Source organism: Paenibacillus sp. FSL R10-2734 (assembly GCF_037963865.1).
GTDB lineage: Bacteria > Bacillota > Bacilli > Paenibacillales > Paenibacillaceae > Paenibacillus_AQ.
Genome location: NZ_CP150170.1, coordinates 290,639 through 307,167, shown reverse-complemented (window position 1 = coordinate 307,167; position 16,529 = coordinate 290,639). Strand labels below are relative to the sequence as shown.

16 protein-coding genes are annotated in these 16,529 nt (G+C 41.5%); 5 read left to right on the top strand and 11 right to left on the bottom strand.

From position 1 onward, the window contains the following. Positions 1–16 precede the first annotated feature (16 nt). The 3 genes from NSS67_RS01430 to NSS67_RS01420 all read right to left on the bottom strand — a co-directional run bounded on the left by NSS67_RS01430 (position 17) and on the right by NSS67_RS01420 (position 3,444). Positions 17–1,321, bottom strand: a complete 1,305-nt coding sequence (locus NSS67_RS01430) for a 6-phospho-beta-glucosidase (protein WP_339318011.1) — start codon at positions 1,319–1,321, stop codon at positions 17–19. 16 nt (positions 1,322–1,337) lie between these two features. After that, a complete protein-coding gene (locus NSS67_RS01425; RefSeq protein WP_339318010.1) occupies positions 1,338–2,324 on the bottom strand; it encodes a BadF/BadG/BcrA/BcrD ATPase family protein in 987 nt (328 codons plus the stop codon). 130 nt (positions 2,325–2,454) lie between these two features. Then, positions 2,455–3,444, bottom strand: coding sequence for a LacI family DNA-binding transcriptional regulator (locus NSS67_RS01420; RefSeq protein ID WP_339318009.1), 990 nt, complete (start codon positions 3,442–3,444; stop codon positions 2,455–2,457). Between the two features lie 257 nt (positions 3,445–3,701). On the opposite strand from NSS67_RS01420, the gene NSS67_RS01415 reads away from it, so the two are divergent. Then, entirely contained in the window at positions 3,702–4,499 is a 798-nt protein-coding gene (locus tag NSS67_RS01415; protein WP_339318008.1) for a hypothetical protein, read from the top strand. Here NSS67_RS01415 and NSS67_RS01410 read toward each other — a convergent pair. From NSS67_RS01410 to NSS67_RS01400, 3 genes are read right to left on the bottom strand one after another with little or no spacing between them, the layout of a single operon-like run. Continuing rightward, on the bottom strand, positions 4,494–5,843 hold the full coding sequence (locus NSS67_RS01410) for a Mur ligase family protein (RefSeq protein WP_339318007.1): 1,350 nt from the start codon (positions 5,841–5,843) through the stop codon (positions 4,494–4,496). The two genes, NSS67_RS01415 and NSS67_RS01410, sit on opposite strands and share 6 nt — an antisense overlap. Before the next feature lie 14 nt (positions 5,844–5,857). Then, the gene (locus NSS67_RS01405; protein WP_339318006.1) at positions 5,858–7,006 is read right to left on the bottom strand and encodes a hypothetical protein; all 1,149 of its coding nucleotides are present in this window, start codon (positions 7,004–7,006) and stop codon (positions 5,858–5,860) included. After that, entirely contained in the window at positions 6,972–7,622 is a 651-nt protein-coding gene (locus tag NSS67_RS01400; protein ID WP_339318005.1) for a hypothetical protein, read from the bottom strand. Before NSS67_RS01400 ends, NSS67_RS01405 begins: the two co-directional genes overlap by 35 nt. Before the next feature lie 253 nt (positions 7,623–7,875). Here NSS67_RS01400 and NSS67_RS01395 point away from each other — a divergent pair, with 253 nt between their 5' ends. The 4 genes from NSS67_RS01395 to NSS67_RS01380 all read left to right on the top strand — a co-directional run bounded on the left by NSS67_RS01395 (position 7,876) and on the right by NSS67_RS01380 (position 12,238). After that, positions 7,876–9,258 carry an ABC transporter substrate-binding protein gene (locus NSS67_RS01395; protein ID WP_339318004.1) on the top strand — a complete coding sequence of 461 codons (1,383 nt, stop codon included), beginning with the start codon at positions 7,876–7,878 and terminating at the stop codon, positions 9,256–9,258. A 172-nt stretch (positions 9,259–9,430) separates the two neighbouring features. Continuing rightward, positions 9,431–10,273, top strand: coding sequence for a sugar ABC transporter permease (locus NSS67_RS01390; protein ID WP_339318003.1), 843 nt, complete (start codon positions 9,431–9,433; stop codon positions 10,271–10,273). Then, on the top strand, positions 10,273–11,106 hold the full coding sequence (locus NSS67_RS01385) for a carbohydrate ABC transporter permease (RefSeq protein ID WP_339318002.1): 834 nt from the start codon (positions 10,273–10,275) through the stop codon (positions 11,104–11,106). Before NSS67_RS01390 ends, NSS67_RS01385 begins: the two co-directional genes overlap by 1 nt. A gap of 100 nt (positions 11,107–11,206) precedes the next feature. Then, positions 11,207–12,238: a LacI family DNA-binding transcriptional regulator gene (locus tag NSS67_RS01380; protein WP_339318001.1), complete on the top strand. Its 1,032-nt coding sequence runs from the start codon at positions 11,207–11,209 to the stop codon at positions 12,236–12,238. A gap of 85 nt (positions 12,239–12,323) precedes the next feature. Here the strand turns inward: NSS67_RS01380 and NSS67_RS01375 are convergent, their stop codons facing one another. From NSS67_RS01375 to NSS67_RS01355, 5 genes are all read right to left on the bottom strand, one after another. Beyond that, entirely contained in the window at positions 12,324–12,554 is a 231-nt protein-coding gene (locus NSS67_RS01375; protein ID WP_339318000.1) for a hypothetical protein, read from the bottom strand. A gap of 64 nt (positions 12,555–12,618) precedes the next feature. Further along, on the bottom strand, positions 12,619–13,818 hold the full coding sequence (locus tag NSS67_RS01370) for a Ger(x)C family spore germination protein (RefSeq protein ID WP_339317999.1): 1,200 nt from the start codon (positions 13,816–13,818) through the stop codon (positions 12,619–12,621). Positions 13,819–13,896: 78 nt separating this feature from the next. Continuing rightward, positions 13,897–15,036 carry an endospore germination permease gene (locus NSS67_RS01365; protein WP_339317998.1) on the bottom strand — a complete coding sequence of 380 codons (1,140 nt, stop codon included), beginning with the start codon at positions 15,034–15,036 and terminating at the stop codon, positions 13,897–13,899. Further along, complete coding sequence (locus NSS67_RS01360) at positions 15,033–16,232, bottom strand: Ger(x)C family spore germination protein (RefSeq protein ID WP_339317997.1); 1,200 nt, start codon at positions 16,230–16,232, stop codon at positions 15,033–15,035. The genes NSS67_RS01365 and NSS67_RS01360 overlap by 4 nt, the downstream gene beginning before the upstream one ends. Before the next feature lie 44 nt (positions 16,233–16,276). Further along, positions 16,277–16,507: a hypothetical protein gene (locus NSS67_RS01355; protein WP_339317996.1), complete on the bottom strand. Its 231-nt coding sequence runs from the start codon at positions 16,505–16,507 to the stop codon at positions 16,277–16,279. Positions 16,508–16,529: the final 22 nt, after the last annotated feature.

Genomic DNA, 16,529 nt, shown 5'->3' with positions numbered 1-16,529 from the left:
TGCCTCTTTTCTATGGTTAATTGGCAAAAAAGTTCGGCAAGAACTCTTTATTAGCTTCCAGCATTTCATCCAGCATACGAACCGCCACATCTACAGATGGAACGAGTGGATGATGCACCATTGCCTGAAGAGCAAGCGCACGATCACCGGTTACAGCGGCATCAATAGCTAGCTGCTCATAAGTTTTTACAGCATGAATGAGTCCTTTGGCCATCGGTGGAATCTTGGTCAGTGGTAGAGGCAGTGGGCCGTTCTTGGTGACGACACAGTTGACTTCAATACTTGCGTCATCTGGCAAGAAGTTCAGTATGCCGCGGTTAGCAACATTCAGGGTCTGGATGTCGTTTGATCCGTTGTAGAGTGATCTCATAAGATTCACTGCCGCTTCTGAATAGAAAGCACCACCGCGTTGTTCCAGCTGTTTCGGCTTCTCGCTTAGCTCTAGATTGGCGTATAGCTCAAATAGCTCTTCTTCTACGCGTTTGACGACTTCAGCGCGGTTGATACCTTGCTTAAATGATTCCATCTGCTCTTCGAGCATGGCATCCGTCATATAGAAATATTTCAAGTAGTAGGAAGGCACGGCACGAAGAGATTGTAAGAATTCAGGATTCCACTCTCGGGCGGGTACGTTCTTAGCACTGTAACCTTCAGTGAGCATGTCATCCAGCTTATCTTCGCCTTCAACATCGATTCGAGTAATCCAGTGTAGGTGATTAAGACCAACAAATTCAGCATAAACACGGTCTGCAGCTACGTTATACTTGGATGATACTTGCTTGATCAGGCCGATAGGTGCATTACAGAGACCGATACTCTTCACGTTGGAGTATTTCAGAACAGCCTCAGTGACCATCCCTGCAGGATTGGTGAAATTGAGCAGCCATGCGTTAGGAGCTAGCTCTTCAATATCACGACACACATCCAGAATGACTGGGATCGTACGCAGAGCTTTCATCATTCCGCCAGGGCCTGTCGTTTCTTGACCAATAACACCATATTTAAGGGGAATTGATTCATCACGTGCGCGGGCATCAAGCATGCCGACACGCATTTGAGTGCTGACGAAGTCCGCACCTTCGATAGCCTTCCGGCGGTCTGTAGTGAGATGAACTTCAATCGGAAGTCCGGATTTCTCAACCATACGCTTAGCGAGATTTCCAACGATATTCAGCTTGCGGAGTCCAGGCTCGATGTCTACAAGCCATAGTTCACGAACAGGAAGCTCTTTGTAATGAAGAATAAATCCCTCTACCAATTCGGGTGTATACGAAGAACCCCCACCGATAACTGCGATCTTTAATCCTTGATTAGTTGCCAAGATCAATCACTCCTGTCTAATTTGTTTGTTGGATAGATTCATAATCTTGAAATTGCCGCATTTTCTCATAGACTTCATTACTAAGGGTCAAACCGTCTTGATCCATCGCTGACCATACAGCACCTACTACAGGCTCTGTGGCAAGGGTCACCACAGTTGCTTGTGGAGCTGCGGCTTGTACGGCCTTCTCGATAGGTCCGCGAATCCAGCCGCGATCCCCACGGGTTAACAGACTTCCCGCCAGCACCACATCGAAGGTATCCTGCTCCATGCCAAGCTTGTGTATGACTGCAGCAGCGGACTTCCCTAACTCAACACCTTGCCGATTTAGAATCTCTAAGGCTACGACATCTCCCTCAGCGGCTGCTTCGAAGAGCAAGCGTGCTGCGTGTACAGGGACTTGTTTCCAGTGATCGAGGAAATCATTAAACATATTCGCGACTTCTTCATAACCTAGCAAATTGAGCAAAAGTCCGGTCAAGAGGGTAGGCTGTTCTCGTCCATCCCAAGCTCTTATGACGGAGCGAAAGACTTCAATGTTGAGCGCACCGCCCCCGCCGAAATCACCGTACATGTAGTCGAAGCCGCCACACTGATAATGCTCTCCTTGCAAGTTTCTGCCTGCTGAATTGGTGCCCGTGCCGCAGATTAGTGCAACTCCATAAGGGCGAGTGGTCCCTGCACGTAATCCGATCATGGTGTCACAGTTAATGGTGTAATTGGTAAATCCGATTTCGCGTATCATTGGATGGAGAATAGCATAATCGGCTTCGCGGTCGGCACCGGCAAGCCCTAGATAGGCGTGCTTGATGTCCTCCAATCGAAGTCCGGCTTCTGCCAGTGCTCCGAATGTGGCCTCTCGAATGCTGTTGGCTGCCACCAAGGCTCCAGTCTGGTGGTTACCATTACCGCTCTTGCCTTTACCGAGAACATTACCAAGTTCATCGCATAGCAGAGCATAGGTTTTGGTGCCTCCACCATCGATCCCTAAGTAGTAAGTCAATGGTTATCACTCCTAGTGTATGGTATTTAAAAATATAAGAAGGTATAAGTTTCACGTTATACATTATCCTTATATTTCTCGCTTAAACGCTTACCGTCCTTATAGGGACGCCTAAGGCGTTTATACTTGTCTACTTGGCTGAGGTAGATTCACGAACAATAATTTCTGGGTCAATCCGCATGCCAGCTCCACGTTTCATCTTTCCAGAGATGCGTTTGAGCAGCATATCTGCGGCCGCCAGCCCAATTTTATCCGAAGGCTGACGTATCGTTGTAAGATGTGGATGAAGCTGTGAAGCAATGTAATGATCGTCATAACCGACTACCGCTACCTGTTCAGGTACCTGAATGCCTGCTTCCATCAACGCGTTGATGACCCCAAGGGCGATATTGTCATCCCCAGCAAATACGGCGGTGGGGAGCTTTCCTTCGTTCAGCCAACGTTTGCAGGTATCGTATCCCATTCCAATATCGAAATCACCATGTACAATCTCAAATGGAGTAAGACCTTTTTCCTGAAGCGCTTGTAGAAATCCGGCGCGCCGCTCTCGCGTACTACGGAACATTTCCTGTCCGCAGAGATGAGCAATGGACGTATGTCCGAGCGCTAACAGATGGCTGGTAGCCATGTAGCCACCCTTGAAGTTGTCGATCGTGATAGAGTAGGTGTCATTCTCTTGCTTTTGGTTATCAATCAGCACATATGGGATGCCACGTCGCTTTAATTCCACAATATAATTATCCTCTTCCACTGGAGACAGTAGAATCAAACCATCTACCCGATCCTCCTGAATCAGATAGTGGCTATCATCCGATTCGATGCCTTTTGAGATGGATATGGCTAGATAATAACCATGAAGCGCCAATACCTCATTTAGTTCTTTGACCACCGCATCAAAGAAGGAATCCTGCAAGGTTGTGACGATTAGACCGATGATCCCAGTCTTGCCGCTGGCCAGACTGCGTGCAGCTGCGTTAGGGCGATAATCCAGCTCTTTAATGGCGTCTAGCACCTTCTGACGGTTGTTCTCTCGTACCGATTCGGCTCCGTTTAGAACCCGCGATACGGTTACGACGGATAATCCGGATTTCTTGGCTACATCAAAAATACTAACCTTCATTTCAAGTTCTCCTTGCCTAAATATAAGCGCTTTAACTTTCAAATAAAATGTGACCATTCTAAAGTTGAAATTGTAATCCGCGTGCAACCAAAAGTTTAAGCGCTTTAACTTTTGGTTGCACTTCTTAAGTTCATCTTAGAGGATGATTTCCAATTAATCAATACTTATTTTGGATATACTCATTTGTGATTTTCGATAGCGTGCTCTCATGCTATGATTAGGCTTGGTCATATTTTTTTTAGAATCGAGGAGACTGAGTGACGACAAGACCGTACCTAAAAATGATCCAACAATCCGTTAAATCCTCAGGCATTATCTTTGAGGAAATCACGCCGAATTTTGTGTATAGAGCGATAGATGGAGCCAAATCCTTTGTGATGGTAGACGCCGAAATAGGTCTGAACAGCAGTGCCTCTACGATCATTGCGATGAGTAAATCTCTAACTTATGATGTATTGCACAAAGGTCATGTACCGGCTGTAGAACATACCTATTTAGCACATCCTGACGCTAGATTTAATCACTCCAATCCTTACGAATTAGCTGAGTGTTCTTTTTATAAGTTTAATGAACATGTAGTTGTGAAGCAGGATAACGGGGCACAGGGAAATCATGTGTATAAGGTCGATGGGGTGAAGGATTTAAATGAGAAGCTAGATGCATTATTTTCTTTGCAGCTTAATGGGGCGATAGGTCCTTATTATGAGGCGGAGATTGAGTATAGAATCGTAACCTTTAATCATCAGGCGCGTGTATTCCTTGGCAAAAAAAGAGTTCGTTCCTGGAAGCACAATTTGATTAACGGGGCTGTTGCTATTGAGGTTAGCGATCAGGCCAAACGAGCGGCGCTGGCGGAGCTTGCTTCCGAGACCTCTAAAGCGATGGGCCTTGATTTCTGCTCCGTAGATATCTTAGAGACAAATCAAGGCCTCATGGTCATCGAAGTTAATCATAAGGTCATGTTAGATGAATATTGTAAGCAGAATCCAAGTGAAGTGCCGGCTCTATCTGACCTATATAGGGAAGTTATCCTCCAGCGTTTTGACAAGCTATAAGCCGATATCCAATAGGGATTGTCCGAATAATCTTTTGGCATTTCCGATGAATGTTTGCGTACCGACAATTACAATAATCCCAGAAGCTGAGCGTGCTTTGATGTGCGTGAGAGCATCCTCCAAATAGGGGAACTCGAAGCTTTTTTCGATAAAACGCTTGGCGATAGAGAGTGCATCTGTAGGAAAAGAAAGATGACTTATATCAGGCCGTGTGACGATTAGTTGATAAGAGACCATACTCATGACCTCGATAACCCCTGTGTAATCTTTATCTTTCGGGACACCAATGATTGAGGTTACAGTTCGGCTGTTGTCAGGATTCACTAATTGAATAAGCTCAGCCAAATAGCTTGCAGATTCTTTATGAATAGCTCCGTCAATAATCGTTAATGGATCATGGCAGATCACTTCACAGCGGCCCGGCCATTGCAGTTTTTCAAAACAATTGACTACAAGTTCCCTATTCAGGTGACCGCCTGTAATATCTTCACATAGTGCGACTGCGGTGGCTGCATTTAGAGCTTGAAATTGGCCTAATAACGGAATCGTTAACGATGGGTAAATCGCTTGGTTTGTCCGCACATCAAAAGTAGTTCCAATAGATGTAATTGTAATAGAGTCAGCCCAGAACTGCTCCTCATAATACTGCACAGAATTGGAGTTAAGATTCGCCTTTATAGCCGCAAGTACGCTAGATTTCTGTTTGCTGATAAAGGCTTTTGTGGCCTTGTTTTTGACGATGCCCAGCTTATGTAGTGTAATGCTGTTCAGGTCAGGTCCCAAATTAGCTATATGCTCTTCCATAATCGGAGTAATGACAGCCCAATCATTCTTCAGGACATTGGTGTCATCAAACCTTCCACCTCTTCCACATTCAATCACATTGAAATCGGTATGATTCTCCTTGAAGTACAACGTCGCAATTGCCAAACCTACCCCAACAGGACCCTGGTACTCATCAGCGGCAAGCTGATCTTCAATCTTTTGGAAACCCTCGCGAACTACATTTCCTAATCGCACAAAATCGTCTGTGGATATGGCCTGCCCATCAATCCGGATTCTTTCGTTGAAATCGACCAGATGAGGGGAGGTGAATAAGCCTACTTTATAGCCTAAATGACTTAATAAAGAGGAGATAAATCTAGAGGTGGAGCCTTTACCTTTACTGCCTGTGACCAATATGTACTTTTGACGGTGATCCGGACTGCCTACTAGATCTAGCAATTTTCTGGTTAAATCCGGTCTTCTAACTTGTTCATCCAAAGTTTCTGTGATGTTGTTAATCGCTCTTAGATAAGAGCTGTAAATCATATCTTCTACCTGGGATTGTGAAGTGAATTCCACGATGATCGCTCCATTTAGTTAATTTTTGCTCGTTCTTCAGATAGCGTTGTATAGATGATAATCGGAAGTAGTACAAGAGAAATGACAACGGTCAGAGCGATGCTCCAGTTCAAATCCTTATAAAGCTGTACTACTGTAAACAACAAAGCGATTACGGGTAAGACGAGCTTATTTAAGTGTTTTAAGAACAGGGAGTACATACTTCTCTTTACGGTAACCGATGTGCCGATACTGGGAATATTTAGTTCGTTTCGCGCCAACGCGGTGATTCCGATAAATAAGTGGCTGTCGATAAATTTAAGCTGCTCATCCTCCTCATTTAGCTTGATCAACTGGGCAATATGCTCAGTGTCTATATCTAAGATAGGAATGGTTATTTGTTTGTTGTTATAGGTAATGACGATTTTATCGGTCTCTTCCATGCCCAGCAGCTTTCTAACATTCGGATGGATTCGGCATAGATTTTGGTGCTCATCAAAAGGGTAGGGATGACCTACTCTTAGCGTAAGCTCTCTTTTGCCAATAAAAAAGTTTCCTAATGCGGTTAAGGGACGCTTAATTAATAATTTTCCAAGTTTATGTATGGCAGGCGTGGACTGAGGACTTGTTCTTGCACGGGTAATGATTAATTGATCATTCTCAGCAGCATGCGTCTCAAGCAACAACATGATGTACCTGTTGAAATACAGCGCATTCGGCTTGGCTGTGTCATCTTCTTTTAAAGTTAAGTTTACCCGAAAGCCATTTTTAGGATTAATCAACTCGACATGGTTCGAATATTTCTGGACGAGCGTTGGACAGGCTTTGACATAAGGCTTGGCAATCTCGTCCACTTTAGGAATTCCCCGAAGGATCGTGCTGTACTCAGGTTTAGTAATGGTTAATCCTGTTAGGGAGCAGTCTCCTAGCTTGTCCTTTGCTCTTTTCGATAATTGAATACTCCCTCTTGGGATATCGCTTTTAGATAAAAGTAAACCGTTAACTTGAGCACCATTCTCTGCTTTAAGGTCGATAAAGACATGATGGACTAAGCCTAATTCGACTAACTCATCGGGGTTCATAATGATTTCTTCCCGAGCGGTATAGCTCTGTTTCTCCAATATAGTGAAGGTCTGCTCGATATTGATGTTAGGCGCCTCCCAATCGATTGATGATTTGTTCAAGGGAATGAATGGTTTTTTGGAATAAATCAAAGGATTTCGGGTTACGATAATTTCGATTAATTTCAATCTGAATACCTTGAACCAACAATTCTTTGGCGGAGTACGAAGTGATCGTTCCGGGATGAGATGCAGAAAAGGTATGGTTGTGCAGAACTTTGGAAATACCATTATCGAAAAAAATGCGTATGACTTCATTTAGATTATTTTCTTGTATGGATGCTCCGTATAATGTACCTAAATCAATATCGAATTCTCTATCTTTAGAAGCACCATGCAAATCTATAACAAAGTTAATTTGATGTTCTTTGACAAGTGTTCCAAGTGCAGCTTTATATTCTCCGCCAAGGATGTAATTAGGGTCTTCTTTGGAGAAGCTATTGGAATAAATACAGTGGCAATTTGTAAGCTTTTGTAACAGCAGCGCAAGAGAGCCTGTATACATGTCCGCGGGTTTTACAGCATGTTCTCTATAGTGGTTGATGGCATGCGGGGCAGATACAAGTATAGGTAGCGAGCCTTCTACAATGGAGTAAGAGGGTTCTACCCCAATATCGCCAAAATAATTATTATTAGAAAATTGTAATTCATATTTTTCGATCAGAGATAAGATATGCAATCACCTATTCATAGTTATTTTAAAACTATTATAACGTTTGAAGATTTGTAATGGCGAATTTCTGCAATAAAATGGTTATTGTAATGTTCGAAATGGTGTGCTAATATTTCAATTGAAAACGTTACCGATAAGGATACCGGAAAAAAATCGGAGATTATACAAGCGAAATGAAAACGCTGACATAATCTCGGTGATACTTCGGAAACGTCTTTAAGCGAAGTAATTCAATTAAAAAGTACGAGGGGGAAGAAAAATGAAGAACATTAAAAAATATCTAGGGCTCATGTTGGTAATGTCTATGGTTGTAGTCTTAGCAGCAGGGTGCGGTAATAAAGAGAACAATAGTGCAACCAATGATGGAAACGCTTCATCTGGAAAAAAAGGATCGGTTTACTTTTTAAACTTCAAGCCTGAAATTGCAGAAATATATGAAAAAATCGCTAAAGATTACGAAGCAGAAACAGGAGTTAAAGTAAAAGTCGTAACGGCTGCTGCGGGTACTTACGAAACTAAATTGAAATCCGAAATTTCTAAGTCCGAAGCACCTACGATCTTCCAGATCAACGGACCTGTTGGTTTCCAAGCTTGGAAAGATTACACCTTGGATTTGAAAGATACTAAGCTATACAGCTATTTGTCCGATAAAAGCTTGGCAGTGACTGAAGGCGAAGGCGTATATGGTATCCCTTACGTAGTTGAAGGATACGGTATCATCTACAACGACGCGATTATGAAGAAATACTTTGCATTGGCTGACAAAGCTGTTTCGATCTCCTCCACAACTGAAATCAATAACTTCGACACTTTGAAAGCCGTAGTAGAAGATATGACCGCTAAAAAAGATCAACTGGGCATTAAAGGTGTATTCGCTTCCACTTCCCTCGCTGCAGGTGAGCAATGGAGATGGCAGACGCACTTGGCTAACTTGCCACTGTACTATGAATTCAAAGACAACACTGAGTTTGATAACACAGTTCTTGCCGGTCTAGCTTCTAAAGAAGTTGAATTCAAATATAACGATAAATTCAAAAACATCTTCGATCTTTACACCAAGAACTCTGTCACTAAAGAATCCCTTCTCGGTAGTAAGTCTGTAGCTGATTCCATGGCTGAATTCGCACTGGGTAACGCAGCAATGGTTCAAAACGGTAACTGGGCTTGGTCACAAATCAACGATGTTGACGGTAACGTAGTTAAAGCTGAAGAAATCAAATTCTTACCTATCTATACAGGTATGGAAGGCGAAGAAAAACAAGGTCTGGCTGTAGGTACAGAAAACTATTTGGCAATCAACAGCAAAGCATCTGCTGAGAACCAACAAGCTTCTATCGCCTTCTTGGAATGGTTGTTCTCCAGTGAAAAAGGTAAAGCTTATGTAACTAACGATCTAGGTTTCATCGCTCCATTCAACACGTTTGAAGAAAGTGAAAAACCAGCAGATCCACTGGCTAAAGAAGTATCCGCTTGGATGGAAAAAGATCTGACTTCCGTAGCTTGGACATTTGCGGCATTCCCAAGTGAAGAATTCAAAAATGTCTTTGGTGACGCTCTCTTGCAATATGCTCAAGGAAACAAAACTTGGGATGAAGTTGTAACGATCTTCAAGGACACTTGGAAGGCTGAAAAAGCAAAATAACAAATGCATGGAAAGATGATTGAATGATTCTCAGTTGTTATATAGATAAAAGCTTAGTGCCACTAGGTTCAAAAGAGCCTCAGTAAGAGCCTCAGTGGCACTAAGCAACAATTCGAGTGAAATTGAATACATCTGTTTAATCATTTTCCATACTGAGATAGGAGAAGACTCCATGGAAAAATCGATAAAAAAATATTTTGCTCTTTTTGCATTGCCGACCATCATCGCCTTTGGAATCGCGTTTGTTATACCTTTTCTTCTGGGTATATATTTGTCCTTTACGGAGTTTACTACAGTCAACGATGCAAAATGGATAGGGTTTGGCAATTACATTAAAGCATTTTCTAATCAAGAATTCTTAAATGCACTGGGCTTTACGGTTAAGTTTACAGTTCTATCGGTGCTTACGATTAATGTATTCGCTTTCATTCTGGCGATGTTGTTAACTAGAAAGCTAAAAGGGACTAACGTATTTAGAACTATTTTTTTCATGCCTAACTTGATAGGCGGTATCGTATTAGGATACATCTGGCAGTTGATCTTTAATGGAATTCTGTATAAATTTGGAGTTACTTTGACCTCTGACGCAACTTATGGATTTTGGGGATTAATTATCCTTATGAATTGGCAATTGATAGGGTACATGATGATTATCTACGTTGCAGGTATTCAAAATGTACCTAAGGATATAGTAGAAGCCGCGAGAATTGATGGAGCTTCACGTTCTAAGATTTTACGTAATGTGACGATTCCACTCGTAATGCCGTCCATTACCATCTGTTTATTCCTAACCTTATCGAATTCGTTCAAATTGTTTGACCAGAACTTGGCATTGACCGCTGGTGCTCCTTCTAAGCAAACCTCGATGTTAGCACTGGATATCTACAATACCTTCTACGGAAAAACAGGCTGGGAAGGTGTCGGTCAAGCGAAAGCCGTCGTATTCTTTGCTTTAGTAGCCTTAATCGCCTTAGTACAACTTGTCATTACTAGAAGAAAGGAGGTTGAGAACTAATGCAAAAGACTAGAGCAAAAGACTACTCCATCTTTACCATTTTGTTGGTCTTAGCCATTGCGTTCTTATCTCCTATATTTATCGTTCTGATGAACTCCTTCAAAGGTAAGTTCTACATTAGTGATACGCCTTTCTTATTCCCTGATGAGACTACATTTGTTGGTTTAAAGAACTATACTAGTGGTGTAGCAAAGATTGATTTCTTCAGTGCTTTTGGAATGTCCTTGTTTATCACGGTGTGTTCGGTTGCTGTAATCGTGTTATTCACTTCCATGACTGCATGGTATATTACTCGGGTGAAATCAAAATTTACGGGTTTGATGTACTACGCATTTGTGTTCTCGATGATCGTACCGTTCCAAATGGTTATGTTCACAATGACTAAGACTGCTAACGTTCTGCATCTGGACAATCCGATAGGGATTATCTTGATCTATCTGGGATTTGGTTCAGGGCTCTCTGTATTTATGTTTAGTGGATTTGTGAAGTCCATCCCACTTGAGGTTGAAGAGGCGGTTATGATTGATGGATGTAATCCACCGCAGGCGTTCTTTAAAGTGGTATTGCCAATCCTTAAGCCTATAGCAGTAACCGTAGCGATCCTTAATGTTATGTGGGTATGGAATGACTTCCTGTTGCCTGACCTATTAATCGGTACGGAATACAAAACCATTCCTATTGCGATACAGTACCTAAAAGGTGGATACGGATCTATTGATATGGGAGCTATGATGGCGATGCTGGTCCTAGCTATTGTACCAATCATCATTTTCTACCTAACCTGCCAAAAATACATTATCGAAGGTGTCGTTGCAGGAGCTGTGAAGGGTTAAATAGAATATGTATGTAGAAGCGAGTAGGGTGCTTTTCTTGTTGAGTTGTCTCTTCAGGAATCCCCTACTTTCTTATTTAACGTGTAAAGGATAGGTAGAAATGGAGAGATTGACTATCATAGATATCGCCAAATTATGCGGGGTTGGCGTGACAACAGTATCTAGAGCTATAAATAATCATCCAGATATTAATGAAGAAACGAAAGCGATGATTATGAAAGTAATCAAAGAAAACCATTATGTACCGAATAACAGTGCAAGAAATTTAAAACGGTCCGATTCGAAAACGATTGCAGTATTGATTAAAGGGATATCCAACCCCTTTTTTAGCCCGATGATTAAAGTGTTTGAAAAAGAGATCCAGCGTAAGAAGTACTCCTTCATCCTACAGCGAGTTGATGAGAATCAAGATGAGATCGAAGTAGCGATTGAGTTGGAGAAAGAAAAGCGTTTAAAGGGGATTGTGTTCCTGGGGGGATTATTTTCACACTCTCAGGAGAAATTACAACAATTAACGGTTCCATTTGTTCTTAGTACAATCGGAATGACGGAAGAGTTTGATCTAAGTGATTATTCTTCAGTGTCTGTAGATGACTATAAGGAAAGTTATAAAATTGTCGACTATCTATGTAATCTGGGACATGAGAAAATTGCGGTCATTACCGCGCCTGAGGAAGATGTGAGTATTGGTAAATTAAGATATGAAGGATACAAAAAGGCTCTTTCTGATCATGGAATAGCTTATAATGAACGGCTAGTACGGAGGATGAAAGAGGATATTGATAGTTATAGTATGGAGAATGGCTATGAGGTCACCAAAGATTTACTAGAGTCAGGGGAAGAGTTTACCGCTATTTTCACCTTATCAGATAGTATGGCCATCGGCGCTTGCAAAGCAATATTTGAAGCAGGCAAGCGAGTTCCGGAAGATTACTCTGTAGCTGGTTATGACGGATTGGATATTTCATTCTATTATAATCCTTCTATTACTACCATCAAACAGCCAGTAGTAGAAATTGCGGAAGCGACAATTAAGATTCTTTTTGATCTCATTAATGAGAAGGTGAATCATACGCATCAGATTTTCCCAGCAGAATTAATTGTTAGAGAATCTACAAGGTCTATATTGTAGTTGGGGGAGATAGCGCTTGCTGATTTGGCAGCAACATTTAATTACGGGGACTAAGCCATCTCAAGGGATTGGTTTAGTTCCATCGTTAAGTCAACCAGACATTTACCATGTCGGCTACGGGTTTATAGATAAATATCATCCAACCTAAAGGGTTAGGGATCGAGATATGCATTACTTTAATAACACCGAAAAAGATTCCTAGCAATAGAAGAAATGAGAACACCCACATCTCCTTGATTAATTTTTTCCTCCACATCAGGGGCACGTCAATGGCTATGCTACCGGCTACAAGTACGATGAGAACTATTATACCCAATATTCACAACCTCCCAAACCATTTTTTAGTTTCGAGACTTCATCGTTTCGTTCACTCCAATTTATCACTTCATCTCTTCTAAGAAAGAGTTAGTCACTTTCCCTAACAGGCGAATCTTAATGTCCATCTTTACACTTACTGGTATGTTAGCAAAGGTCTGATCCCAATTATCCCTTAGTTTCTTCCACGCCTGTGGGTTAGAGCGATGTACGACTTCGCCGAATCCAAAAATATCGGATTTGTATTCTTGTTGTACTTTTTTAATAGTGCTTTCAAATAGATGTATTACTTTCTGGTTAGCAATTTGTTCTAATTGGGTGATGGTCTTTGGGTCTGTCAGATCTAGATTTCTACATTGCACCTCTCCTAAATCTGTCTCCAAATGCTGCTCAATAGTGATTTCTGGTTTGTTACTATGCATGCTGCTTTTTATTTTGGAATGGGCTTCAAAGACCTCAAGCGACACCTTTTTTCCTTCGGGGCATCGGATAAAGAAAACCGTGTTCTTTACCTTATTAGTTAAATAGTTATATACTTTTGATTCCTCTTGATTTAGCCAACCAATCAATTTGTCCTCTTTGAATACAGCCAGCCCTGAATATTTCAATTGTGTTGGTGAATATACCGATTCTACATTCTTCGGAGTTTCTCCTATTTCTACATTTCCAACGATGACAACCCCGGTTAAGATTGGACTTTTCCCCTTAGTTACAAGCTCTGTAATCAGTGTTCCTAATGTCACAGTAGATGTGGGTGCCCATTGTTTCTCCGATGTTTCCAGACTAGAAAATAACCGCACAGCAGGAATCTTTTCGAGATTGGTTAATATCTTCAGAGCATCTTCTGCCTTGGCATCTTTTGCCACGACTATGAAGTAATCATTTCGTGTTTCAGTATCTCTGGACATGAAGTCAAGAACATCACTGATTCCCTCTTTAGCCAGATCTTCGCTGAGGACTAAGATCCTCAGATGAGAGATATAGATTTTACGTGGACTTATAGTTGTGATTTTTCTAAGGGCTTCATATACGGTATCCCCCGTCTCTTTGTAGAGGTTAACGGGCGATTGAGGACTTCCCCCTTTTGAGCCAGCGATTTGACTGGGTAGAACCACTTGTGCAGAAACTTGATATTGATCTCCGATCTTATCGATGCCGATCCCTACGGCAATCGCGAGATCATTCAGTTCCTCTCGACTCCAGCAACCTGTTAAGCCTATTTGCATGAGAATAAGAAGACAAAGCAGAAGTGATCTTCGTTTCATAGTGTATTCCTCCGTTAGATCTCTCGGGTTTATAGATAAACACCATCCAACCTATATTTACAACCTTATAAACCATCTTTAGTTTCGAAATTTCAAGTCTTTGCTCAGTGCTCTTCGAAACATCGCCACGCCTAACAATACCAAGGGTAGAAATAACCCGAAGGTTATAACATAGTACACCCAATAATTATCAAACACGGTGTTGTAATAGGAGTAATTTGGGGCAATAAGAGGTGTTAGTGCAACTAGGATCAATCCTGTAGGTAGAGTTAGCACTCGAAACTCTTTTAAGTTTAATAATTGGGATAAACCCAGGACGAAAGCATAGAAGTATAAAGTTACCTCTATAAACAAGGTTAACATCCACAATAGAGCTATCATGGCTTCAACCCGCTCAAAGATTCCACCAACGGATATTCGCCTTGCTATGTTATAGCTGGGATATATATCTCTTGTCGTCAGGTCTGGACCTAGTACTAATATGGAAACAGCGATGGTCAGGAAGATTATAATACCACCTAGGAAACAGCCCAGTAATAAGCTTTTTGTTATCTTTTGTGGTTGGTTTACATAAGGGAGGAACATTAGAAAGACAACGGGTTCTAAAAAGGTGTATGCCGAAATGGAGATAGACCCTCTCAGTACAGGCTTTATTCCGTCTTCCAATATGGGCAGCATTCTGACTATTTCCATCTGAGGAATAATTGCAACCGTCAGGATCAGAAATAGGATAATAACCATGGGAGTAAAGATCTCACCAGTTCGTCCTATGACCTCAATACCGAGTCGCGTTGCCATAATGACAATCAGTATAAATAGGATTAGAGTGGCCGGAATAGGAGTTCCAGGTAACATTTCTGAAGTCACGAAATCACCGACTTCCCGCATACTTCCTACGGTGACGACAAGAAAATACATTAAGGTCAAAAGCGATAGAAGAGTCCCTAACCATTTTCCAAAAACCTTTTGAATGATTTGGATAAGCGTTAGTTTGGGGTATAACTTTGCGACCTTACTGTACATATAGATGGCTAGTAAACCTACGGCCATTCCAATTAAGGAGGAAATCCATGCATTTTGTCTGGCGTAGTGTGTAGTGGAAGGGGGGATTACGAGAATAGAATCCCCGATGGTAAGGAGCGTTACAAGAATGGTAAGTTGACGAGTACTTATTTTACCCTTTTCGAGCATGGCTTTGTTCACTCCAGTTTTTATCACTTCATCTCTTCTAAGAAAGAGTTAGTCACTTTTCCTAACTGGTGAATCTTTATGTCCATCTTTACGTTTACTGGCAATTTAACAAAGGTTTGATCCCAGTTATTCCTCAGTTTCTTCCACGCCTGTGGGTTAGAGCGATGGATGATCTCGCCAAATCCAAAAATATCACTTTTATATTCTTGTTGTACTTTTTTAATAGTAGTTTCGAATGAATTTTCTAATTTCTGGTTAGCGATTTGTTCTAATTCGGTGATGACCTTTGGATTGGTCAGTTCTAGATTTCTACATTGAACCTCTCCTATATCTGATTCTATAAATTGCTCGATACTGATTTCTGGTTTGTCATTTTGCATGCTGCCTTTTATTTTCGATTTGGCCTCAAAAATTTCAAGAGATATCTTTTTACCTTGGGGACAATTAATGAAGGAAACCGTGTTCTTTACCTTATTAGTTAAATAGTTATACACTTTTGATTCCTCTTGGTTTAGCCAACCAATCAATTTGTCCTCTTTGAATACGGCCAATCCGGAGTATTTCAATTCTGTTGGAGAATCTACGGTTTCTACATTCTTCGGAGTTTCTCCTACATCTACATTTCCATTGATGACAACCCCTGTTAAGACTGGATTTTTACCCTTACTCACAAGTTCTGTAATCAGTGTTCCTAATGTCACAGTAGATGTAGGTGCCCATTTTTTCTCCGATGTTTCCAGACTGGAGAACAATCGCACAGCAGGAATTTTTTCGAGGCTAGTTAATATTTTCAGAGCATCTTCTGCTTTGGCATCCTTTGCCACCACTATAAAGTAATCATTTCGCGCTTCGGTATCTCTTGACATGAAATCAAGAACGTCACGGATTCCCTCTTTAGCCAGAGCCTCGCTGAGGACTAAGATCCGCAGATGAGAGATGTAAATTTTACGTGGACTAATGGTTGTGATCTTCCTAAGCGCTTCATATACAGTATTTCCTGTCTCTTTGTAAAGGTTAACGGGCGATTGAGGACTTCCACCTTTTGAGCCAGCGATTTGACTGGGTAAAACCACCTGTGCAGAAACTTGATATTGATCTCCAATTTTATCGATTCCGATCCCTACAGCAATCGCAAGATCGTTCAATTCCTGGCGGCTCCAGCAACCTGTTAAGCTTATTTGCATGAGAACAAGAAGACAAAGCAGAAGTGATCCTCGTTTCATGATGTATTCCTCCGTCAGTTCTCTCGAGTGTGGTCCCATTATTTTTAAGATAACCAGGCATTTACCATATCGGCTACAGGTTTATAGATGAACACCATCCAAGCTAATGGGTCGGAGATCGTGATATTCATTACGTAAATCAGACTAAAAAAAGTTCCCAGCAACAGAAGAAATGAAAAAACCCAAAGCTCCTTGATTAATTTTTTCCTTAGCATAAGAGGCACTTCGATGGCTATAATAACGGCTACAATGATGAGGATCGCTACTATACTCAATATTTACAACCTCCCATACAAT